Below are 20,839 nucleotides of genomic sequence, written 5' to 3' on the forward strand. Positions count from 1 at the left end.
TCCTCCCCTCGGCCGGAACGTTGAGTAACGTCACCGTCACTGCCGTACGCCCGCACGCCGCATCGGGAGGGGAACCCGCGTGCCCGGAATCGACGAGTGCCTGCTGGAGGCCATGAGCCTGCCGGGCGCACGCGGGGCCTGGCTGGTCGACTGGACCAGCGGACTCGCCCTCGGAACGGCGGGGGACTCGCCGGTCGGCGACCACGAGACGACCGCCGCGGAGGCGGCCGAACTGGCGCGTGCGGCAGCGGAGTACGACTCCTTCGCCTTCGGACCCGAGAATGACGAAACATTACCCAAAGGACCGCCCGTCGAGGACCTGATCGTCACCGCCCGCGGCGGCTACCACGTCCTCCGATTCGTCGAGACGGCCTTCGACAGCAGCATCTTCCTGCACCTGTGGCTCGACCGCGACGCCGGCAACCTCGCCCTCGCCCGGATCCGGCTGCGCGACCTCGCCGAGAGGCTGGTCCTCGGATGACCGTCTCACCGATGCTCACCCGCCTCGCCGCCGAGCGCGCGACCGGCGCCCTGCTGCGCGACCACGGCACGCTCTACCTCGTCGACGGCCGTGTCACACACGCGGAGAGCCCCGCGGCCCCCGGCCTCGACGTCCTTCTGACGGCCGGCGGACGACTGCCCCGCGAGCGCTGGGACGAGGCCGTGGACCGGGCCGGGGCGCGCCGCGAGGTCGGCCGGTTCCTGGTGGACAGCGGCCGGCTGCACGACGGCGAGCTGCAGATCTGCCACCTCGGCGCCGTCTTCGACGCGGCGTTCTTCGCGCTCGCCCCCGCCAGCGGCCCCACCCGATTCCGCTACGGCGTCGCCCACTGGTTCGGTCCGGTGCGGCCGGTCTCCACCGAGGCCGTCGAGCGCGAGACCGTACGCCGCCGTGAACTGCTCGACAGCGTCTGGCCGTACGGGGGCGTGGACACCGCCCGGGTCGTGCCCCGCGCGGCCGCCCCCGGGCAGACGGTGAGCCTGCGCCAGCGGGCCGTGCTGGCCGCTGCCGACGGGACCCGTACCCCGGCGGACATCGCGCGGCTGCTCGGCCGCCCGGCCTTCCACACGCTGCTCGAGATCCGCCGCCTGGCGGCCGCCGGCCTCGTCGAGACCCCGCTCGAACCCGTACCGACCGCCCCGCCCGCCGTCCCGGCCTGGGTCGGCGAGGTCGCGGTCGATCCGGACATCGCCCTGCTGCGCCGGCTCCGTGACGCCCTGGAGGCAAGTCTGTGATGAGGCGTGCCCTGCGCCTGCGCGCCGAGAGGAGACAACTGATGTCGGCAGAGGCCGAGGTGCTCGGCGAGCTGAGACGGCTGCGGGCCCGACTGCCCCAGCTCACCGGGGCGCTCGCGGCGAGCGCCGACGGTCTGGTCCTGGCCCAGGACACGGTGGCCGCGGAGGCGGAGGCGGTGGCCGCGCTCACCGCGGCGGCCCTCGGCGTCGGGCAGCGGCTGAGCGACTGCACGGGGCAGGGCGACTTCCGCGAGCTGCTGGTGCGCGGCCAGAACGGCTATGTCGCCACGTACGCGGCGGGCGGCTCCGCCGTCCTCACTCTGCTCGCCGAGCCCCGGATCAATGTGGGGCGGCTCCATCTGGAGGCCCGGCGGTCCAGCGCCCGGATCGGCGAGCTGGTCGACGGAGCGCTGGAACGCAAAGACCTGAACTGAACCCGAACCAACCACGGATACGAAAAGGAAGTGCATCACCCATGGCGAACAGCGAGACGTCCCTGAAGGAAGCCGCCGCGATCGAGGGCGCCATCGGCGCCGCCCTGGTCGACTACACCAGCGGCATGGCTCTCGGCACGATCGGCGGCGGCAAGGAACTCGACCTCAACGTGGCGGCCGCGGGCAACACGGACGTGGTCCGCGCCAAGGTCAGGGCGATGGAGATGCTCGGCATCCAGGAGGACATCGAGGACATCCTGATCACGCTCGGCACCCAGTACCACCTGATCCGGCTGCTGAAGGGGCGGGGGACCAACGGACTGTTCCTGTACCTGGCGCTGAGCAAGGACCGCGCGAATCTGGCGATGGCGCGCCACCAGCTGAAGAAGATCGAGAACGAACTGGAGGTCTGAGCCGGCTACTCGACGAACAGGCCCCGCGCCGCCGCCTTTGCGTCGAACTCCTCCAGCCGGGCCTGGGCGTCCGGCAGTTCGTCCGCCATCGCCTCCAGGAGCACCCGGCCGAGCAGCATCGGAGCGCAGGCCGTGTCGAAGGCGAGCCCGGTGCCGACGGCGGCGGGGATCAACAGGTCGCTGTGGGCGGCGACGGGCGCGAACGCCGATTCGGCGACCGTCACGACGGTCAGGCCGGCCGCCCGCGCGTACTCCAGGACCTCCACGACCTCCCTGGGGTGGCGCGGCAGCGCGAAGCAGAGCAGGGCCGTGGCCCCGGCGCGCACGGCCGCGTCGACACGGTCGGTGAGCATCGAGCCGGCCTCGTCGAGGAGGCGGATGTCGGGGTGGACCTTGGCGGCGAAGTACGCGAAGCCGCGGGCCTGTGAGGAGGCGGCGCGCAGTCCGAGGACGGGCAGCGGCCGGGAGGCGGCGAGCAGCCGTCCGGCGCGCTCGACGGGCGTGGGGTCGGCGAGCAGATCGGCGAGATGGCGGAGGTTCTCGATCTCGGCGAGCACGGCCTGCTGGTACTCGTTGTGCTCGCTCACCTCCCCCGCGGGCTTCCTGGCCGGGGCCACCTCGCGCAGATGGCGGCGCAGCGCGGGGTAGCCGTCGAAGCCGAGGGCGACGGCGAAGCGGGTGACGGAGGGCTGGCTCACGCCGGCGAGCTCGGCCAGCTCCACGCTGGACAGGAACGGCACATCTCTGGCCCGGCGCACCATGCAGTGCGCGATGCGCCGCTGTGTCGGTGTCAGCCGGTGCCCTTCGAAGAGCGCCTGCAGCCGTCCGGCCGGGCTGTCGCTCACGCCGTCCCCCTTCTGCTTATTCATCCTCCTCGAACTCTGCATGAGGATATGCAGCAGGGCAAGAAAAATCGGGGGGTAGCCCTACCGACGCAGCGGGCCCCGGCTCTCTACGGTGGCGAGCATGGACGAGCTCAAGAGCGAACTGGACGCCACCCTGCATGCCCGCCGGGAGCTGGGCACGGAGTACGAGGCGGCCCTCGTCGAATCCTTCCTCGGCAAGGTGGAGGAGCGCCTGGACGCCACCCTCGACCGCCAGGTACGGCGGCGGCTGGCCGAGCAGCAGGTGGCGGTGGCCCGCGGCGGCCGGCCGGCGGGATCGGGCGTCGAGGGCTTCGGCGAGCGGTTCGGTTTCGGGATCATCTCGCTGATCCTGGCGATCCCGCTCTCCGCGATCGCCGTCAGCCAGGCGAACCTGGAGGGCCTGATCGTCGCCTGGCTCGGCATCGTGGGTGTGAACGCCGTTCACGCCTTCCGTGACCGGCTGCCGTTCCGTCACGAGGAGAAGTAGTCGCGGGGACCGCCGCACCCCCGAAACCGGGGGGCGGGACGACGGCGGTCCCCGCGAGGGACACGGGCCCGGGTCAGGGCCGGTCTCCGCGTCCGGCGGCGTCTGCAGGAGGTCCGGGAGCCGCTCCGTAGTCCGTGACGCCGACAACGACCAATGTGCCGGACGCGTGTTAAGCGGGTGCTGCGGGTACGTGTCGCGCTCGTACCGATTTCGCGAACGCCCGCCCGGTGGGCGTCCGGGCTACTTCGCGGCGCCCTTGGCCCCGCCGCCCGCCAGGAAGGCGAGCAGGTCCTGACGGCTCACCACACCCGTCGGCTTGCCCTCGACCAGCACGATCGCCGCGTCCGCCGCGCCGAGGACGGACATCAGGTCGGCGACCGGCTCGCCGGAGCCCACCTGCGGCAGCGGCGCGCTCATGTGACGCTCCAACGGGTCCTCCAGGGAGGCCCGCTTGGTGAACAGCGCGTCGAGGAGCTCACGTTCGACGACGGAGCCGACGACCTCCGCGGCCATGACGTCGGGGTGGCCGGCGCCCGGCTTGACGATCGGCATCTGCGAGACGCCGTACTCCCGCAGCACCTCGATGGCCTGACCGACCGTCTCCTCCGGGTGCATGTGGACGAGGGACGGCATGCCGCCCTCCTTGTGACGCAGGACGTCGGCGACCGTGGCGGACTCGGTGTCCTCCAGGAAGCCGTAGTCGGCCATCCACTCGTCGTTGAAGATCTTGGACAGGTAGCCGCGGCCGGAGTCCGGCAGCAGGACGACCACGATGTCGTCCGGGCCGAGCTCCCGGGCGACCTCCAGCGCGGCGACGACCGCCATGCCGCAGGAGCCGCCCACCAGGAGGCCCTCCTCCTTGGCGAGGCGGCGGGTCATCTGGAAGGAGTCCTTGTCGGACACGGCGACGATCCGGTCGGTGACGGACGCGTCGTAGGCGGTGGGCCAGAAGTCCTCACCGACGCCCTCGACGAGGTACGGCCGGCCGGAGCCGCCGGAGTAGACCGAGCCCTCGGGGTCGGCGCCGACGATCTCGACCTTGCCGCCGCTGACCTCCTTCAGGTACTTGCCGGTGCCGGAAATGGTGCCGCCGGTACCGACGCCCGCGACGAAGTGGGTGATCTTCCCGTCCGTCTGGTCCCACAGCTCGGGACCGGTGGTCTCGTAGTGGGAGCGGGGGTTGTTCGGGTTGGAGTACTGGTCGGGCTTCCAGGCACCGGGGGTCTCACGGACGAGCCGGTCCGAGACGTTGTAGTACGAGTCGGGGTGCTCGGGGTCGACGGCGGTGGGGCAGACGACGACCTCGGCGCCGTACGCCCGCAGCACGTTGATCTTGTCGGTGGACACCTTGTCGGGGCAGACGAAGATGCACTTGTAGCCCTTCTGCTGGGCCACGATGGCGAGCCCGACGCCGGTGTTCCCGGACGTGGGCTCGACGATGGTTCCGCCCGGCTTGAGAGCACCGCTCTCCTCGGCCGCCTCGATCATGCGCAGGGCGATGCGGTCCTTGACCGAACCGCCCGGGTTGAAGTACTCGACCTTGGCCAGGACGGTGGCCTGGATGCCCGCTGTCACATTGTTGAGCTTCACCAGCGGGGTGTTGCCGACGAGGCTGATCATCGAGTCGTGGAATTGCACCGTAATCTCCGGGGTCTCCGTAATGGTGCAGCCAGCGTATGCGTAGTCGGAGCGGGTTACGGGGCAGTTAGATCCTGAACGGCTTGAAGGAGGTGACTGCCCCCATGTCGAGGGCGAGGGTGGCACGGCGGATCGCGGCGGGCGCGGCGTACGGCGGTGGGAGCATCGGGCTGCTCGGTGTGGCGGCGGTGGGTGTGCTTCTGGCCGAGGTGCAGCTGGCGAAGAGGACGGTCGGGGGTGGGGTGGCGCCACTGCCACCGGGGGCGGACGGGCTGTACGGCCGCTCGTTCGAGACCTCGGATCCCGCCTCCACCCCGCTTCGGCTGGCCCTTCTGGGTGATTCGACGGCGGCGGGGCAGGGGGTGCGCCGGGTGGGTCAGACACCGGGCGCGCTGCTGGCCTCGGGGCTCGCGGCGGTGGCGGAGCGGCCGGTGGTGCTGCGGAACGTGGCCCTGCCGGGGGCACGCTCGGACGACCTGGAGCGCCAGGTCTCTCTTCTGCTGGCGTCCCCGTCGGGGCCGCCGGACGTGTGCGTGATCATGATCGGGGCGAACGACGTCACGCACCGGATGTCGGCCACGGAGTCGGTGCGGCTCCTGGCGGCGGCGGTGCGGCAGCTGCGGACGGCCGGGGCGGAGGTGGTCGTGGGGACCTGCCCGGATCTGGGGACCATCGAGCCGGTGTACCAGCCGCTGCGGTGGCTGGCGCGGCGGGTGTCGCGGCAGCTGGCGGCGGCGCAGACGATCGTGGTCGTGGAGCAGGGCGGGCGGACCGTGTCGCTGGGGGACCTGCTGGGTCCCGAGTTCGCGGCGAATCCACGGGAGATGTTCGGGGCGGACAACTACCACCCGTCGGCGGAGGGGTACGCGACGGCGGCGATGGCGGTGCTGCCGACGGTGTGCGCGGTGCTGGGCGTGTGGCCGGAGACGGACCGGCTGGAGCCGGACCGTCACGAGAACATCCTGCCGGTGGCGAAGGCGGCGGCGGAGGCGGCGAAGGAGGCGGGGACGGAGGTCACGGGGGCGCGGGCGCCGTGGGCACTCCTGAAGCACCGCCGCCGCCGTCGGCTCCCGACCACGGAGACCCCGACCCCGTCCCCGGAGGACGCCCACCGGGCGTGAGCGAGGGGTTGTGGTCGACTGAGCGCTCGCTTAGAAAAGAGGTCCGCGTCACACCGTCAGGGCGGTGACCCGTGCCGTACGTGCAGGTAACTTCCCTTCAGTCCGTCCATCCCGCATTCCCCTGGAGCCGTGATGCCCGAAGCCGTCATCGTCTCGACCGCCCGCTCCCCGATCGGCCGGGCCTTCAAGGGCTCCCTGAAGGACCTGCGGCCCGACGACCTCACCGCGACCATCGTGCAGGCCGCGCTCGCCAAGGTCCCCGAGCTCGACCCGCGGGACATCGACGACCTGATGCTCGGCTGCGGCCTCCCCGGTGGCGAGCAGGGCAACAACCTGGGCCGGATCGTCGCCGTCCAGATGGGGATGGACCACCTCCCCGGCTGCACGATCACCCGCTACTGCTCCTCCTCCCTGCAGACCTCCCGCATGGCGCTGCACGCCATCAAGGCCGGCGAGGGCGACGTCTTCATCTCGGCCGGTGTCGAGATGGTCTCCCGCTTCGCGAAGGGCAACTCCGACTCCCTGCCCGACACGCACAACCCCCTCTTCGCCGAGGCCGAGGCGCGTACCGCCGCCGTCGCCGCCTCCGAGGGCTCGACCTGGCACGACCCGCGCGAGGACGGCCTCGTCCCCGACGCGTACATCGCCATGGGCCAGACCGCCGAGAACCTGGCCCGCCTCAAGGGCATCAGCCGCCAGGAGATGGACGAGTTCGGCGTACGGTCGCAGAACCTCGCCGAGCAGGCCATCAAGAACGGCTTCTGGGAGCGCGAGATCACCCCGGTGACGACCCCGGACGGCACCGTCGTCTCCGCCGACGACGGCCCGCGCGCCGGCGTCACCCTGGAGGGCGTGCAGGGCCTCAAGCCCGTCTTCCGCCCCGACGGCCTGGTCACCGCCGCCAACTGCTGCCCGCTCAACGACGGCGCCGCCGCGCTCGTGATCATGTCGGACACGAAGGCCCGCGAGCTCGGTCTGACCCCGCTCGCCCGCATCGTCTCCACCGGAGTCTCCGGCCTCTCCCCCGAGATCATGGGCCTCGGCCCGGTCGAGGCGTCCAAGCAGGCCCTCAAGCGCGCCGGCCTGACCATCGGCGACATCGACCTGGCCGAGATCAACGAGGCCTTCGCCGCCCAGGTCATCCCGTCCTACCAGGACCTGGGTCTGGATCTGGACAAGGTGAACGTCAACGGTGGCGCCATCGCCGTCGGCCACCCCTTCGGCATGACCGGCGCCCGCATCACCGGCACGCTCATCAACAGCCTCCAGTTCCACGACAAGCAGTTCGGCCTGGAGACCATGTGCGTCGGCGGCGGCCAGGGCATGGCCATGGTCATCGAGCGGCTGAGCTGAGCCGTAGCGGAGGGTAGGGGTCGCCTGAGGGACGAAGGCGGCACCTGCCCGTAGCGGAGGCGAAGGGAAGCGTGAGCAAAGAAGCGAGCGGCTGAGCTGAGCCGTAGGCCCGGCAGCGCTCCCATGGCCTTCTGACGCGGTTCCCAACCGTCCCGCGTCCCAGCCGTGACCGAATCTCCCCCAGGATGTGACCTACGTCCCGGGGGAGAGCCATTCCCGCAGGTCACGGTAGTAACGGGACTAAACACCTGGCCCAAATACCTGTCCATTTCGTGACGTAATGCACTGACAGGGGGCGCACTCCCACGGCAGGCTGATGTAGGAAGTCGGGGGATCGACTCGGAATCGGGAGTACGTCAGTGAGCGCCATGTCTCTTGCCCTGCTGGTGACCACGGCCGCCGCCACGGCCGTGGGCGCCGCCGCCCTGCACGCTGCCCACGGTCTCCGTAAGCAGGTCGCTGCTCTGCGTAGCGAACTCGCCGCGGCCAACGGGGTGTCCGTGCCCCACGCTCGGCAGACGCCCGCCGCCGAGATACGGGCCGCGGTGGCCGAGGCGCTGGCCGAGGAGCGCGAGCGCGAGCTCGCCGAGGCGCGGGCGTTCTGGGCGGCACAGGAGGCCCGTGACGCGGCCGACGCGCCCTCCCTGCTCGGCAACCTCGGCGGCCCGACCGAGGACGGCCCCTTCTACGTCCCGCGCCAGGCGGACTTCGCCGGCCTGGAGGCCATGGCCCTGGAGGCGATGGAGGCCGAGGCCGCCGCGCTGGACGGCCCCGGCGCGGACAGCGTCCTGGACGAGTTCCCCGAGCTGACCGAGTACGCCGAGGACTCGCCCGAGCTCGCCGCGGCCCGCCGCCGCCACCCCTCGCACCCCGACTTCGTGCCGGTCCAGACGCCCGTCGTCACCGACCACGAGCGCACGGTGGCCCGCCTGGAGGAGCTCGCCGACACGCGCACCGCGCTGACCGACGTGCGCCCCGGGCCGCTCGGCACGCTGGACGTGTACGTCTTCGCCGACGGCACCACGCTCTGCATGACCCCCGGCCACCGGGAGACCGCGGAGCGCCTCGCGGAGGCCCTGCGCTCCGGCCGTACGCCGGTCCTGCTCGGCGGTTCGGGCGTCTCGGGCGCGTACGCCCTGACGTTCTCCTTCGGGGAGGCGGACGACGAGAACGTCTACATCCTCGCCGACCGCGTGATCGCGTCCCTCTGACCCCGGAGGGCTACAGCCCCGACCGCTCCGCGGCCTCCCGCACCAGCCTCACGGCCTCGCCCAGTTCCCGTTCCCGGGAGCCGGCCGGGGCCGTTCGCAGAATCTCCGCCAGATCGTTTCCGGCCACCACGAGTTGTTCGGCGACCGTGAAGACACCGGCGTCGGGCATGATCCGGCCGACCCCCTCCGGCTCCTCGATCCGCTGCGCCCGCAGCGCCAACTCCCTGGCCAGTTCCAGACCTTCGGCGGCTGCGCCGCGCTGGAGGCGGCTCTGCGGGGCCGCCCGCAGCCGGTCGGCGAACCGTTCGACGGCGGCGGTCAGTTCACTCGTATCAAGCACTCCGCGACCCTACGCGCCCTCCGGGGACTGTTGCCAACGGCCCGGCGCTCAGGCACGGTGACGGGAAGGAGCACACGGCAACACGCGTCCGGAGGCGCCGATGTCCCACGCATTCTCCGAAGAGACCCATCGCAATCTGCTCGCCCGCATCCCCCATTGCACCGGTCGTGAAGTCTCCGACTGGCTTCGCACCGTCGAGGAAGGCCCCTCCCTCGTCCGCTTCGAGGAGAAGGTGAGCTGGCTCCGGGGCGAGCACGACCTCGCGTACGGCCATGCGAAGGCGATCATCCACGAGTACGACCTTCGGCGAGCGGCCCGCCGGCTGCTCTGACACTCCGCGCGGGGGCCCGTCACGGCGGGCCCCCGCCGACTCGTCTCGGCCCACTCGGTCCACCTCGGCTCACCTCACGCGCCGGTCCAGGAAGTCGCGGACCAGTGCGGCGATCTCCTCGCCGTGCGTCTCCAGCGCGAAGTGCCCGGCGTCGAGGAGATGGATCTCCGCGTCCGGCAGGTCCCGGGCGAAAGCCTCGGCGCCCGCGGGTCCGAAGATCTCGTCGCCGCGGCCCCAGGCGGCCAGCAGCGGGGGCCGGTGGGTGCGGAAGTACTCCTGGAAGGCCGGGTAGCCGTCCAGGTTGAACTGGTAGTCCCAGAAGAGCTGGAGCTGGATCTCCTTGTTGCCCGGCCGGTCCAGGCCCGCCTGGTCCAGGGTCCAGGTCTCCGGTCCGATGCGGTCGAGACGGTCGGCCGGGACGCCGTGGGTGTACTGCCAGCGGGTGGCCTCGGCGGTCAGCAGCTCGCGCACTGCGGCCTCGTTCGCCTCCCGGTCCTTGGCGTGTGCGAAGAGCACGTCCCAGAAGGGCGTGAAGCCCTCCGTGTAGGCGTTGCCGCTCTGGGTGACGATCGCGGTGACCCGCTCGGGGTTCCGTGCGGCGATGCGCAGCCCGATCGGGGCTCCGTAGTCCTGGATGTAGAGCGCGAAGCGGTCGATCCCGAGCCGGTCGAGCAGCTTCAGGGTGATCTCGGTGAGCTTCTCGAAGCTGTAGTCGAAGGCGTCGACGGCGGGCGCGGACGAGGCGCCGAAGCCGATGTGGTCGGGCGCGATCAGGTGGTACGTGTCGGCCAGCTCGGCCATCAGCCCGCGGTACATGTGGGAGCTGGACGGGAAGCCGTGCAGGAGCACGAGCGTGGGGCGGCCGGGGTCGCCGGCCTCCCGGTAGAAGACGTCGAGCCCGTCGATCGTCTCGGTGCGGGCGCGCAGGGCGAATGCGGACATGGTGGGGCCTCCCCGTTCGGGCCAGAAAGAGAACGATCGTTCTCCCTATGGCCTGTAGAGTAGGAGAACGATGGTTCTCCACGCAAGGGGTGATCGGACGATGGACACGGAAACCGCCGAGCTGCGACTCCTGGAGGCCGCCGAGACGCTCTTCGACGAGCGCGGGGTGCAGGCGGTCGGAATGGACGCCATCCGCACCGCTTCCGGCGTCTCCCTCAAGCGCCTCTACCAGCTCTACCCGTCCAAGGACCATCTGGTGTGGGCAGTCCTCAACCGCCGCGACGCGGCCGTACGGGAGGCCATCGCCGCCCACGGCGCGGGCCACGCCGACACGCCCTACGAACGCGCCCTGGCGGTCTTCGACTACCTCGGCGACTGGTTCGCCGACCCCGGCTTCCGCGGCTGCGCCTTCATCAACACCTTCGGCGAGATGGGCGGGATCTCGGCGGACGTCGCCGACATCGCCCGCGGCCACAAGCAGGCCCTGCGGGGGTACTTCGCGGAGCAGACGAACGCCCTCGGCGCGCCGTCGGACCTGGCCGACCAGCTGGCGCTGCTCGCCAACGGCGCCATGGCCGTCGCGGGCATCAACGGCTCCCCCGAGCCGGCCGCCCAGGCGAAGGACGCGGCCCGGGTGCTCCTGGACGCCGCGCTCAGGCCGTAGGGCCTGATTCCGAACGGAACGCGGAAGGGCCCGCCCGGCGGAAGCCGGACGGGCCCTTCGTCACACCAGGGTGCGTCAGTCGTCGCCCTGCAGGATCGACAGCAGACGCAGCATCTCCAGGTAGATCCACACCAGGGTCAGGGTGAGGCCGAAGGCCGCCAGCCAGGACTCCTCGCGCGGGGCGCCGTACGTCACGCCGTCCTCGACCTGCTTGAAGTCGAGGGCGAGGAAGCAGGCACCGAGGATGATGCCGATGACACCGAAGAGGATGCCGAGGCCGCCGCTGCGGAAGCCCAGGCCGTCACCGGCGCCGTCGAAGAGCGAGAACAGCGCGTTGACCGCCATCAGCAGGATGAAGCCGATCGCGGCCGCCATCACGAAGCCGTAGAAGCGGCGCGTCACACGGATCCAGCGCATCTTGTACGCGATCAGCACACCGGCGAAGACCGCCATCGTGCCGAGGACCGCCTGCGCGACCACACCGGGCGAGATGTAGGTCGAGACCGCGGCCGAGATGACGCCGAGGAAGACACCCTCGAACGCCGCGTAGGCCAGGATCAGCGCCGGCGAGGCCTTGCGCTTGAAGGACTGCACCATCGCCAGGACGAAGGCCACCAGGGCCGCGCCGATGGCGATGCCGTAGGACTTGCCGAGGTTCGCCGGGTCGACCGGCAGCAGGAACCACGACAGGGCGGCGGTGACCACGACGGTGCCGAGCGTCATGGCCGTACGGCTCACGACGTCGTCGATCGTCATCACATCGCCGCGCACCTGCTGGGGTGCGCCGAGCTGGGTGTCCTGCGCGTACGGGTTGGTCGCGTACGGGTTCGTCGCGCCCTCTGCGTAGGGGTTGGTTCCGACGGCGGGGCCCCCGGCCTGCGGCTGCTGCGCGTTGAAGCCGGCGTAGCCGTTGTCACGGCTGAACCCCCGTCGCGAGAAGACCGGGTTGCTGCTCCTCATCTCACTCCTCCATGGCCGCACTGCGCGGCCTTGCGTCAAGAGTAATGCGGAAGCAAAAGAAACTCCCTAGTGCTCGGGGAGGATCTTTCCGAGATCGTTAGGGAGGACCGGTGGTCGACTGGTGGTGAGCTGTGCCCGGAACCGGACTCGAACCGGTACGGCCCGAAGGCCAGCGAGGTTTAAGCTCGCCGTGTCTGCGTTCCACCACCCGGGCATGGCGCGCGGCTCCGCGTTGGCACATGAGCCTATCGGGGCGCTTCCCCCGTTCAGCGGAACCCCGGCCCGATGTTGTCTTATTTTATTGAGGTCTGAGGGTGCGTCAGTGCAGGTGGGGCCCCATCTGACGAACTGTGACAGGGGTCGCAGGCGCAAAGGTGCGTACGCCGGAATGACGGAAAGTCGCCGCATCTATGTCAGGTCCTCCCGCGGGGTACCCGCACGGACGGACGGCCCTCCGCGCTCCGCAGGGCGTCTCAGGGGTCCTGTCATACCTCAGGAGGAGGGGCGGGCCCCCCGGTCCGACTCCAGGCTGCCCCAGGAACGGGCACGTGGACGGACGCTCCGGACCGGAACGCTCGACACGATGGAGTGGTTCCCGAACACCCCGCAGTGACAGGAGTCTCCCTCGTGACCACCACCCCCACCGTGTCCCGCGCCACCGCGGTGGCCGCCCGCGCCACGGATCTCTCGAAGGTCTACGGACAGGGTGAGACCCAGGTGGTCGCCCTCGACCGGGTCACCGTGGACTTCCGGCAGGGCGAGTTCACCGCGATCATGGGCCCCTCCGGTTCCGGCAAGTCGACCCTGATGCACTGCGTGGCCGGCCTGGACTCCTTCAGCTCCGGTTCGGTCCGCCTCGGCGAGACCGAGCTGGGCACGCTGAAGGACAAGCAGCTCACGCAGCTGCGCCGGGACAAGATCGGCTTCATCTTCCAGGCGTTCAACCTGCTGCCGACGCTGACGGCCCTGGAGAACATCACGCTGCCGATGGACATCGCGGGCCGTAAGCCCGACAAGCAGTGGGTGGAGAAGGTCATCGACATGATCGGCCTGTCCGGCCGGCTGAGCCACCGCCCCTCGCAGCTCTCCGGCGGTCAGCAGCAGCGCGTCGCCGTGGCCCGCGCGCTGGCCTCCCGCCCCGAGATCATCTTCGGTGACGAGCCGACCGGAAACCTGGACTCGCGCTCGGGCGCCGAGGTGCTGGGCTTCCTGCGCAATTCGGTACGGGAGCTGGGCCAGACGGTCGTCATGGTCACCCACGACCCGGTCGCCGCGTCCTACGCGGACCGGGTGATCTTCCTGGCGGACGGCCGGATCGTCGACGAGATGATCGCCCCGACGGCGGACGGCGTACTGGACCGCATGAAGGCCTTCGACGCGAAGGGCCGCACGAGCTGAGGCCCGGGCCCCCGGCGGGGCCCGCACCCGGCCACCCGACTTTCTCCCCCGCGCGCCACACGCGCCCCGCGGGGCACACTCCAGGACACACACATGTTCCGTACCGCCTTGCGCAATGTGCTCGCGCACAAGGCCAGGCTGCTGATGACCGTGCTCGCCGTCATGCTCGGCGTGGCCTTCGTCTCCGGCACCCTGGTCTTCACCGACACCCTCTCCCAGGCCTTCCGCAACCAGTCGGCCAAGAGTTACGACGACGTCGCCGTCGCCGTCGCCATGCACTCCGGCCCGGACGAGGCCACCAAGACCCCCGGCCTCTCCCAGGACGTGCTCGACCGCATCGGGAAGCTCGACGGCGTCGTCTCCGTCTCCGGGCGGGTCGAGGGCTTCGCCGGCGTGCCCGACAAGGCCGGCAAGCTGATCGGCGTCGGCTGGTCCAACAAGGGCACCAACTTCTCCCCCGGCAAGGACGGCAAGGACCGGGCGTACGACTTCACCCAGGGCGCCGGCCCGGTGCAGGACGGCCAGATCGCGCTCGACAAGGAGACCGCCACCAAGGGCGGCTACCAGGTCGGTGACACCGTCCGCGTGGCCACCAACGGCCCGGTGAAGGAGTACACCCTCTCCGGTGTCTTCACCACCGAGGACGGCGCCGTCAACGCCGGCGGCAGCCTGATCCTCTTCGACACCTCCGTCGCGCAGAAGCAGTACCTGAAGCCCGGGTACTACCAGGACGCCACCGTCGTCGCCGCCCCCGGCACCGACGCCGACGCGCTCCTGGACGAGGTCCTGAAGGTGGTCCCGAAGGCCGCCACGGCCCAGACCGGCCAGGCGCTCGCCGACCAGCAGGCCAAGGACATCGAGGCCGGGCTCGGCGCGCTCAACCAGGTGCTGCTCGGCTTCGCCGGCATCGCGCTCTTCGTCGGTGTCTTCCTGATCTCCAACACCTTCACCATGCTGGTCGCCCAGCGCACTAAGGAACTGGCCCTGATGCGCGCGGTCGGTGCCTCGCGCAAGCAGATCACCCGCTCCGTCCTCGCCGAGGCCGGTCTGGTCGGCCTGGTCGCCTCGCTCGTCGGCTACGGCCTCGGCGTGGGTCTGGCCCTCGGGCTGCGCAGGGGCATGAACGCCTTCGACATGAAGATCCCGGACGGCCCGCTGGTCCTCGGTGCCACGCCGATCGTCTCGGCGCTCGCCGTGGGCATCCTGATCACCATGCTCGCCGCCTGGCTGCCGGGCCGCCGCGCCGCGAAGATCCCGCCGGTGGCCGCGATGAGCAGCGTCCACGCCGCCGCGACGACCAAGTCCCTCGTGGTCCGCAACTCCATCGGCGCCGCGCTCACCGCGCTCGGCGTGGTCCTGATCGTGCTCGGCGCGGGCAAGGGCGGTGACGACGGCCGGATGTACATCGCGGGCGGCGCCTTCATCACCCTCATCGGTGTGATCGTGCTGATCCCGCTGCTGTCCCGCCCGGTGATCGCCGTGATCCGTCCGTTCTTCGTGAGCGTCTTCGGGGTCTCCGGCAAGCTCGCCGGCCTCAACGCGGTCCGCAACCCGCGCCGTACCGGCGCCACCGCCTCCGCGCTCGCCATCGGCCTGACCCTGGTCACCGGCCTCTCGGTGCTCGGTGCGACGGTCGGCACGGCCCTGGACAAGATGACGACGGACCAGATCAAGGCCGACTACATGGTCACCATGGCCAGCGGCACCGGGCTGAGCCAGGACGCGCTCGCCGCGATCGAGAAGGCGCCCGGCGTCGTCGCCTCCTCGCCGCAGCAGGCCGGCTGGTTCGCGCTGAACGGCAAGGACGTCTCGGCCTCGGGCGTCACCCCGAACGACATCGAGCGCGTCCTCAAGCTCACCACCGTGAAGGGCAACCTCGACACCCTCGGCGAGGGGCAGATCGCGGTCGCCGAGAAGACCGCGACCAAGCAGGGCTGGAAGGTCGGCGACACGCTGCCGGTCGAGTTCATGGACAAGCAGAAGGGCAAGCTGACGGTCGGCGCGGTCTTCGAGGACAGCGAGTTCGTCTCGCCGGTCCTGCTGGACTCCGCGATCATCACCTCGCACGAGCAGCAGCCCTACATCCGGGAGATCTACGTCTCGATGGACGGCGGCGCCTCGGCGGCCAACGAGAAGGCGCTCGCGCAGGCGATGGGCGACAACCCCGCCATCACCGTCATGGACCAGAAGGACATCCGTGACACCTTCGGCGGCCAGATCAACATGCTCCTGAACATCATGTACGGCCTGCTGGCGATGGCCCTGATCATCGCGGTCCTCGGTGTCGTGAACACCCTCGCCATGTCGGTGTTCGAGCGGCAGCAGGAGATCGGGATGCTGCGGGCGATCGGTCTCGACCGGCGCCGCGTCAAGCGGATGGTCCGTCTGGAGGCCGTGGTCATCTCGCTGTTCGGCGCGGTGGTCGGCATCGGTCTCGGCTCGTTCCTCGGCTGGGCGATCGGCGAGACGTTCAAGAACAGCCTGCCGGGCTACGCCCTCGTCCTGCCCTGGGACCGCATCGGGATCTTCGTGGTCCTCGCCGGCCTGGTCGGTGTGCTGGCCTCGCTGTGGCCGGCCCGCAGCGCGGCGAAGCTGAACATGCTGACGGCGATCAAGGCCGAGTAGCGGCGGTACACACACGGCGAAGGGCCGGACTCCCCCTCGGGAGCCCGGCCCTTCGCCGTACGTCCGTACCCGGTCAGCCCTTCTCGTTCCACACCCGGGGGCGCAGCGCCACGCCCGAGGCGCCCGACTCCGGGGTCTTCACCGCGAGGAACTGGTTCACGCCGATCCGGTTGCGCTCGAAGGAGACCGCGGAGGCGGCCATGTAGAGCCGCCAGATCCTCGCCCGGCCGGGCGAGGTGTTCCGTACCGCCCGGTCCCAGTCGCCCTCCAGGTTGGCCACCCAGCGGCGCAGCGTCAGCGCGTAGTGCTCGCGGATGGCCTCCACGTCGCGGACCTCGAAGCCGGCGTCCTCCAGGGTGGAGAGCGTCCGGCCCATCGGGGCCAGCTCGCCGTCCGGGAAGACGTACGCGTCGATGAAGGGGTCCACCTGGTAGGCGGCCTCGTCGGGTTCCGGGCGGCGGGAGATCTGGTGGTTGAGCAGCCGCCCGCCCGGCCTCAGCAGGGCGTGCAGTATGTCGGCGTACTCGCGGTAGCGGACCGCGCCGACGTGCTCGGCCATCCCGATGGACGAAATGGCGTCGTACGGGCCGTCCTTGACGTCCCGGTAGTCCTGGACGCGGATCTCGATCCGGTCGGTGAGGCCCTCCTCGGCGATCCGCTTGCGGGCGAAGGCGGCCTGCTCGCGGGAGAGGGTGATGCCGACGACCTGGGCGCCGTACTCGCGGGCCGCGTGGATGGCCATGGAGCCCCAGCCGCAACCGACGTCGAGCAGCCGGTCGCCCTCCTTCAGGTTCAGCTTGCGGGCGATGAGGTCCAGCTTGTCGCGCTGGGCGTCCTCCAGAGTCCCGCCCTCCGTCCAGTACGCGCACGAGTAGACCATCGAGGGCCCGAGGACGAGCTCGTAGAAGTCGTTGCCCACGTCGTAGTGGTGACTGATCGCCTGCTTGTCGCGACGCTTGCTGTGGCGGGAGCCGCTGCGCCGGCGCATCTCCTCGGCGGGCGGCGCGGGCGGCGGGAACGGCCCGGCCAGCTTCAGCAGGGCGCCCGCCGCGGCGCGCAGCTTCGGGTCGCGTACGGACTCCAGGGCGCTCCTGGTCTCCTCCCCGCGCTCCCAGATCAGTCCGGCGAGCCGGTCCAGGACCTCGTAGAGGTCGCCCTCGACGTCGATCTCACCGGCCACCCAGGCCCGCGCGAGGCCCAGTTCGCCGGGCTTCCACAACAGCCGTCGCAGGGCTCGGCGCTGCCTGACGATCAGGACGGGGCCGTCCGCGGGGCCGGCTTCGCTGCCGTCCCAGGCGCGCAGTCGCACCGGGAGCGGGGCTCCCAGGAGCTCCTCCGCGAGAGTGGTCAGCCGCAATGCGGCGTCGGCCATGGTGCACACCTCCGTGATGTCGTGCCCCAGAAATGCTCGTCACCACGTAAACACCCTCCGTAGGCGATTTTCGTCCCGTAGGCGCGCAACGACTCGGCAAAACACTCGTGCGGAACACACGGAGGGGTGCGAGGAGGGGTCCGGGAGGGGCGCGGACATGCCGAAGGGCCGTCCGCACCACGGATGGCGGACGGCCCTACGGGGGTGTACTGCGGTGGAACTAGGAGGCCTTGGCCTTCTCCTGGCTCGCGGCGGCGGCCGGAGCGGGAGCGGGCTTGGCAGCCTCGTAGAACTCCTCGCGCGGCGTCTCCATCGCACCGAGGGAGACGACCTCGCGCTTGAGGAACATCGCGAGGGTCCAGTCGGCGAAGACGCGGATCTTGCGGTTCCAGGTCGGCACGGCCATGCCGTGGTAGCCACGGTGCATGTACCAGGCGAGACGGCCCTTGAGCTTGATCTTCATCTTGCCCATGACGATCATCGCGACGCCCTTGTGGAGGCCGAGGCCCGCCACCGCACCCTTGTTGGAGTGCGAGTACTCCTTCTGCGGGAAGCCCCGCATGCCGGAGACCACGTTGTCGCCGAGGACCTTCGCCTGGCGCAGCGCGTGCTGGGCGTTCGGCGGGCACCAGGCGTTCTCCACGCCGGCCTTGCGGGCGGCGAGGTCCGGAACCTGGGCGTTGTCGCCCGCGGTCCAGATGTAGTCGGTGCCGGTGACCTGGAGGGTCGGCTGGGCGTCCACGTGGCCGCGCGGGCCGAGCGGGAGGCCGAAGCGGGAGAGCGCCGGGTTGGGCTTGACGCCCGCGGTCCACACGATCGTGTTGGAGTCGACCTCGAGGCCGTTCTTCAGCACGACGTGGCCGTCGACGCAGGAGTCCATCGACGTCGAGAGGTAGATCTCGACACCGCGGCCCTCGAGGTGCTCCTTGCCCCAGCGGCCCAGCTCCGGGCCCACCTCGGGAAGGATCTTGTCGGCGGCGTCGACCAGGATGAAGCGCATGTCCTCGCGCTTCACGTTGGTGTAGTACTTCGCCGCGTCGCGGGCCATGTCCTCGACCTCGCCGATGGTCTCCGCGCCGGCGAAACCGCCGCCCACGAAGACGAAGGTCAGCGCCTTGCGGCGGACCTCCTCGTCGGTCGTCGAGTCGGCCTTGTCCAGCTGCTCCAGGACGTGGTTGCGGAGGCCGATGGCCTCCTCCACGCCCTTCATGCCGATGCCCTGCTCGGCGAGGCCGGGGATCGGGAAGGTGCGGGAGACCGCGCCCATCGCGATGACCAGGTAGTCGAAGGGCAGGTCGTAGGCCTCGCCGACGAGCGGCGCGACCGTGGCGACCTTGCGGTCCTGATCGATGGTGGTGACGCGACCGGTGAGCACCTCGGCTCCGCGCACGACGCGTCGCAGCGGGACGACGACATGGCGCGGGGAGATGCTGCCTGCGGCGGCTTCGGGGAGGAAGGGCTGGTACGTCATGTACGACCGCGGGTCGACGACCGTGACGGTCGCCTCGCCGAAGCGCATCTTCTTGAGGATGCGCCGAGCTGCGTACAGGCCTACGTACCCACCGCCTACTACGAGGATCCTGGGACGCTCCGTGGTGCTCATGCATCGAGTATCCACCCCTCTCAGGGGGGTCGCTCGTGCGCCCCTTCACAAGGTCTGGCGGGTGCTCTGCTACACTCCGCGGCCCACGTGACCCAGGTCATGGTCGTGCAAAGGAACCAGAGTGCGGGGGTGAACGTTGTTCACCCCTACTGAACTGGCCCGGAGAGCTGTCGTTAACGCTGAACCACAGGGTGCGTTCACGCGATGGAAACATCGAGCGAACACGGCTCCACGCCTACGAAAGAGCCCCGACAGGGGCGTTGGAGGCCCTAAAGGCCCCCCACAGCCCCCATCAGGGCCCTTTTCCTTGTGAAGAACTTCACGAACTTTCCCGACGGACTGTTTCCGGACGTGTCGTCGGGTGCCCGTTATGCCACGGACAGTGCGATTCCGTCGAGGATGTCGTGCTCGCTGACGACGACCTCCCGGGCCCCGGTCCGCTCCATGATCTCGAGCAGGACCAGCGCCCCCGCGGTGATCACGTCGACCCGCCCCGGGTGCATGACGGGGATGGCGGCGCGCTCGTCGTGGGTGGAGACCAGAAGCCGGCCGACGACCTCGGCGACCTGGTCGAAGGAGATCCGGGAGCGGTGGATCCGCTCGGAGTCGTACTCCTCCAGACCCAGCGCGATCGCGGCGACCGTCGTGACGGAGCCGGCGAGGCCGACGAGGGTGTCGGCCTCGGCGATCGGCACGTGCCGCTCGGCCAGGTCCAGCGCCGCCCGGATGTCGGTGACGATCGCCTCGACCTCGGCGGCGGCCGGCGGGTCGGTGCGGACGTGCCGCTCGGTGAGCCGTACGCAGCCGATGTCGACGGACCGGGCGGCCTCGACGTGCTTGTTGCCGACGACGAACTCGGTCGAGCCGCCGCCGATGTCCACGACGAGGTACTTCTCGGTTCCGTGCAGCTCCATGGTGGCGCCGGTGAAGGAGAACTCGGCCTCCTGGTCGCCGGAGATCACCTCGGGCTCGACGCCCAGGATGTCCAGCACACCGGCCACGAACTCGTCGCGGTTCTCGGCGTCGCGGGAGGCGGAGGTGGCCACGAAGCGCAGCTTCTCGGCGCCCAGCTCCTTGATGACGGCCGCGTACTCGCGGCAGGCCGCGAAGGTCCGCTCCAGCGCCTCGGGCGCGAGCCGGCCGGTCTTGTCGACGCCCTGCCCGAGCCGGACGATCGTCATCCGCCGGTCCAGCTCGATCAGCTCGCCCGTTTCCGGGTGGACGTCGGCGACGAGGAGGCGGATGGAGTTCGTCCCGCAGTCGATGCCCGCGACCCGGGTCATTCGGCGGACTCCTTCTCTTCCGTGCCCGGCGTGACGCACGGGCCCTTGGCCCACCACTCGGGCAGCATCGCGAGGGCCTCGTCGCCCAGCGGGTTCACGCCGGGTCCCGCGGCCAGCGAGTGACCGACGAGAACGTGCAGGCACTTGACCCGGTCCGGCATTCCGCCGGCGCTCGGGAAGCCCTCCAGGACCTCGATGGCGTCACGGCGGGCGATGTAGTCCTCGTGCGCGGCCCGGTAGGCGGCGGCCAGCTCCGGGTCGGTGCCGAGCCGGGCCTGCATCTCCTTCATGACCCCGTTGGCCTCGAGCGTGCCGATCGCGGAGGCCGCGCGGGGACAGGTCAGGTAGTACGTGGTGGGGAACGGGGTGCCGTCCGGGAGCCGCGGCGCGGTCTCGACGACGTCCGGGTTGCCGCAGGGGCAACGGTGCGCGATGGCACGCAGGCCCCGGGGCGGGCGGCCGAGCTGTGCCTCGAAGGCGGCGACGTCCGCGTCGGTGGGCTCGGTGCGTGCGGTCTGCGGAGGGGGCGTTTCCATGCCTGCGTCTGTCTTCTCGTCGGGGG

Annotated in this window: 21 protein-coding genes and 1 tRNA gene; 12 read left to right on the forward strand and 10 right to left on the reverse strand. The window is 70.7% G+C overall.

Features of this window, described 5'->3' with window-relative positions; genetic code table 11:
- Positions 1-79: 79 nt before the first annotated feature.
- From ABZ939_RS14155 to ABZ939_RS14170, 4 genes are read left to right on the forward strand one after another with little or no spacing between them, the layout of a single operon-like run.
- Positions 80-481: a hypothetical protein gene (locus ABZ939_RS14155; RefSeq protein ID WP_361853347.1), complete on the forward strand. Its 402-nt coding sequence runs from the start codon at positions 80-82 to the stop codon at positions 479-481.
- Positions 478-1,236: a transcriptional regulator gene (locus tag ABZ939_RS14160; RefSeq protein WP_361853349.1), complete on the forward strand. Its 759-nt coding sequence runs from the start codon at positions 478-480 to the stop codon at positions 1,234-1,236. The genes ABZ939_RS14155 and ABZ939_RS14160 overlap by 4 nt, the downstream gene beginning before the upstream one ends.
- A gap of 41 nt (positions 1,237-1,277) precedes the next feature.
- Complete coding sequence (locus ABZ939_RS14165; protein WP_361853352.1) at positions 1,278-1,670, forward strand: roadblock/LC7 domain-containing protein; 393 nt, start codon at positions 1,278-1,280, stop codon at positions 1,668-1,670.
- Between the two features lie 41 nt (positions 1,671-1,711).
- Positions 1,712-2,083: a hypothetical protein gene (locus tag ABZ939_RS14170; protein ID WP_361853355.1), complete on the forward strand. Its 372-nt coding sequence runs from the start codon at positions 1,712-1,714 to the stop codon at positions 2,081-2,083.
- Positions 2,084-2,088: 5 nt separating this feature from the next.
- Here the strand turns inward: ABZ939_RS14170 and ABZ939_RS14175 are convergent, their stop codons facing one another.
- Positions 2,089-2,928 carry a MurR/RpiR family transcriptional regulator gene (locus tag ABZ939_RS14175; protein ID WP_361853358.1) on the reverse strand — a complete coding sequence of 280 codons (840 nt, stop codon included), beginning with the start codon at positions 2,926-2,928 and terminating at the stop codon, positions 2,089-2,091.
- A gap of 121 nt (positions 2,929-3,049) precedes the next feature.
- On the opposite strand from ABZ939_RS14175, the gene ABZ939_RS14180 reads away from it, so the two are divergent.
- Positions 3,050-3,436, forward strand: coding sequence for a hypothetical protein (locus ABZ939_RS14180; RefSeq protein WP_361853361.1), 387 nt, complete (start codon positions 3,050-3,052; stop codon positions 3,434-3,436).
- Positions 3,437-3,676: 240 nt separating this feature from the next.
- Here ABZ939_RS14180 and ABZ939_RS14185 read toward each other — a convergent pair whose 3' ends face one another.
- Positions 3,677-5,074, reverse strand: coding sequence for a cystathionine beta-synthase (locus ABZ939_RS14185; RefSeq protein WP_361853363.1), 1,398 nt, complete (start codon positions 5,072-5,074; stop codon positions 3,677-3,679).
- Between the two features lie 119 nt (positions 5,075-5,193).
- On the opposite strand from ABZ939_RS14185, the gene ABZ939_RS14190 reads away from it, so the two are divergent.
- From ABZ939_RS14190 to ABZ939_RS14200, 3 genes are all read left to right on the forward strand, one after another.
- Positions 5,194-6,195, forward strand: a complete 1,002-nt coding sequence (locus tag ABZ939_RS14190; protein WP_361853903.1) for an SGNH/GDSL hydrolase family protein — start codon at positions 5,194-5,196, stop codon at positions 6,193-6,195.
- A gap of 132 nt (positions 6,196-6,327) precedes the next feature.
- Entirely contained in the window at positions 6,328-7,548 is a 1,221-nt protein-coding gene (locus ABZ939_RS14195; protein WP_361853366.1) for an acetyl-CoA C-acetyltransferase, read from the forward strand.
- Positions 7,549-7,916: 368 nt separating this feature from the next.
- Complete coding sequence (locus ABZ939_RS14200) at positions 7,917-8,759, forward strand: hypothetical protein (RefSeq protein WP_361853369.1); 843 nt, start codon at positions 7,917-7,919, stop codon at positions 8,757-8,759.
- Between the two features lie 10 nt (positions 8,760-8,769).
- On the opposite strand, the gene ABZ939_RS14205 is transcribed toward ABZ939_RS14200, so the two are convergent.
- On the reverse strand, positions 8,770-9,099 hold the full coding sequence (locus ABZ939_RS14205) for a hypothetical protein (RefSeq protein ID WP_361853372.1): 330 nt from the start codon (positions 9,097-9,099) through the stop codon (positions 8,770-8,772).
- 100 nt (positions 9,100-9,199) lie between these two features.
- Between ABZ939_RS14205 and ABZ939_RS14210 the strand changes: the two genes are divergently transcribed.
- On the forward strand, positions 9,200-9,430 hold the full coding sequence (locus ABZ939_RS14210) for a DUF4287 domain-containing protein (protein ID WP_355114563.1): 231 nt from the start codon (positions 9,200-9,202) through the stop codon (positions 9,428-9,430).
- 69 nt (positions 9,431-9,499) lie between these two features.
- On the opposite strand, the gene ABZ939_RS14215 is transcribed toward ABZ939_RS14210, so the two are convergent.
- Entirely contained in the window at positions 9,500-10,372 is an 873-nt protein-coding gene (locus ABZ939_RS14215; RefSeq protein ID WP_361853375.1) for an alpha/beta hydrolase, read from the reverse strand.
- A 100-nt stretch (positions 10,373-10,472) separates the two neighbouring features.
- Between ABZ939_RS14215 and ABZ939_RS14220 the strand changes: the two genes are divergently transcribed.
- Complete coding sequence (locus tag ABZ939_RS14220) at positions 10,473-11,036, forward strand: TetR/AcrR family transcriptional regulator (protein ID WP_361853377.1); 564 nt, start codon at positions 10,473-10,475, stop codon at positions 11,034-11,036.
- Between the two features lie 75 nt (positions 11,037-11,111).
- On the opposite strand, the gene ABZ939_RS14225 is transcribed toward ABZ939_RS14220, so the two are convergent.
- Positions 11,112-11,996, reverse strand: a complete 885-nt coding sequence (locus tag ABZ939_RS14225) for a Bax inhibitor-1/YccA family protein (RefSeq protein WP_361853380.1) — start codon at positions 11,994-11,996, stop codon at positions 11,112-11,114.
- A gap of 132 nt (positions 11,997-12,128) precedes the next feature.
- Positions 12,129-12,210: transfer RNA gene (locus ABZ939_RS14230), tRNA-Leu, on the reverse strand.
- Positions 12,211-12,623: 413 nt separating this feature from the next.
- Here ABZ939_RS14230 and ABZ939_RS14235 point away from each other — a divergent pair.
- Together ABZ939_RS14235 and ABZ939_RS14240 are read left to right on the forward strand one after the other, a co-directional pair.
- Positions 12,624-13,394: an ABC transporter ATP-binding protein gene (locus ABZ939_RS14235; protein ID WP_361853383.1), complete on the forward strand. Its 771-nt coding sequence runs from the start codon at positions 12,624-12,626 to the stop codon at positions 13,392-13,394.
- A 93-nt stretch (positions 13,395-13,487) separates the two neighbouring features.
- A complete protein-coding gene (locus ABZ939_RS14240) occupies positions 13,488-16,019 on the forward strand; it encodes an FtsX-like permease family protein (RefSeq protein WP_361853386.1) in 2,532 nt (843 codons plus the stop codon).
- Between the two features lie 73 nt (positions 16,020-16,092).
- On the opposite strand, the gene ABZ939_RS14245 is transcribed toward ABZ939_RS14240, so the two are convergent.
- The 4 genes from ABZ939_RS14245 to ABZ939_RS14260 all read right to left on the reverse strand — a co-directional run bounded on the left by ABZ939_RS14245 (position 16,093) and on the right by ABZ939_RS14260 (position 20,813).
- A complete protein-coding gene (locus ABZ939_RS14245) occupies positions 16,093-17,391 on the reverse strand; it encodes a cyclopropane-fatty-acyl-phospholipid synthase family protein (protein WP_361853389.1) in 1,299 nt (432 codons plus the stop codon).
- Positions 17,392-17,611: 220 nt separating this feature from the next.
- Positions 17,612-18,994, reverse strand: a complete 1,383-nt coding sequence (locus ABZ939_RS14250) for an NAD(P)/FAD-dependent oxidoreductase (protein WP_361853392.1) — start codon at positions 18,992-18,994, stop codon at positions 17,612-17,614.
- Positions 18,995-19,362: 368 nt separating this feature from the next.
- Positions 19,363-20,277, reverse strand: a complete 915-nt coding sequence (locus ABZ939_RS14255) for a Ppx/GppA phosphatase family protein (RefSeq protein WP_361853395.1) — start codon at positions 20,275-20,277, stop codon at positions 19,363-19,365.
- Positions 20,274-20,813, reverse strand: a complete 540-nt coding sequence (locus ABZ939_RS14260) for a DUF501 domain-containing protein (protein WP_361853398.1) — start codon at positions 20,811-20,813, stop codon at positions 20,274-20,276. The genes ABZ939_RS14255 and ABZ939_RS14260 overlap by 4 nt, the downstream gene beginning before the upstream one ends.
- Positions 20,814-20,839 lie beyond the last annotated feature (26 nt).

This window comes from Streptomyces sp. NPDC046712, assembly GCF_040645695.1.
In the GTDB taxonomy this organism is placed as follows: domain Bacteria; phylum Actinomycetota; class Actinomycetes; order Streptomycetales; family Streptomycetaceae; genus Streptomyces.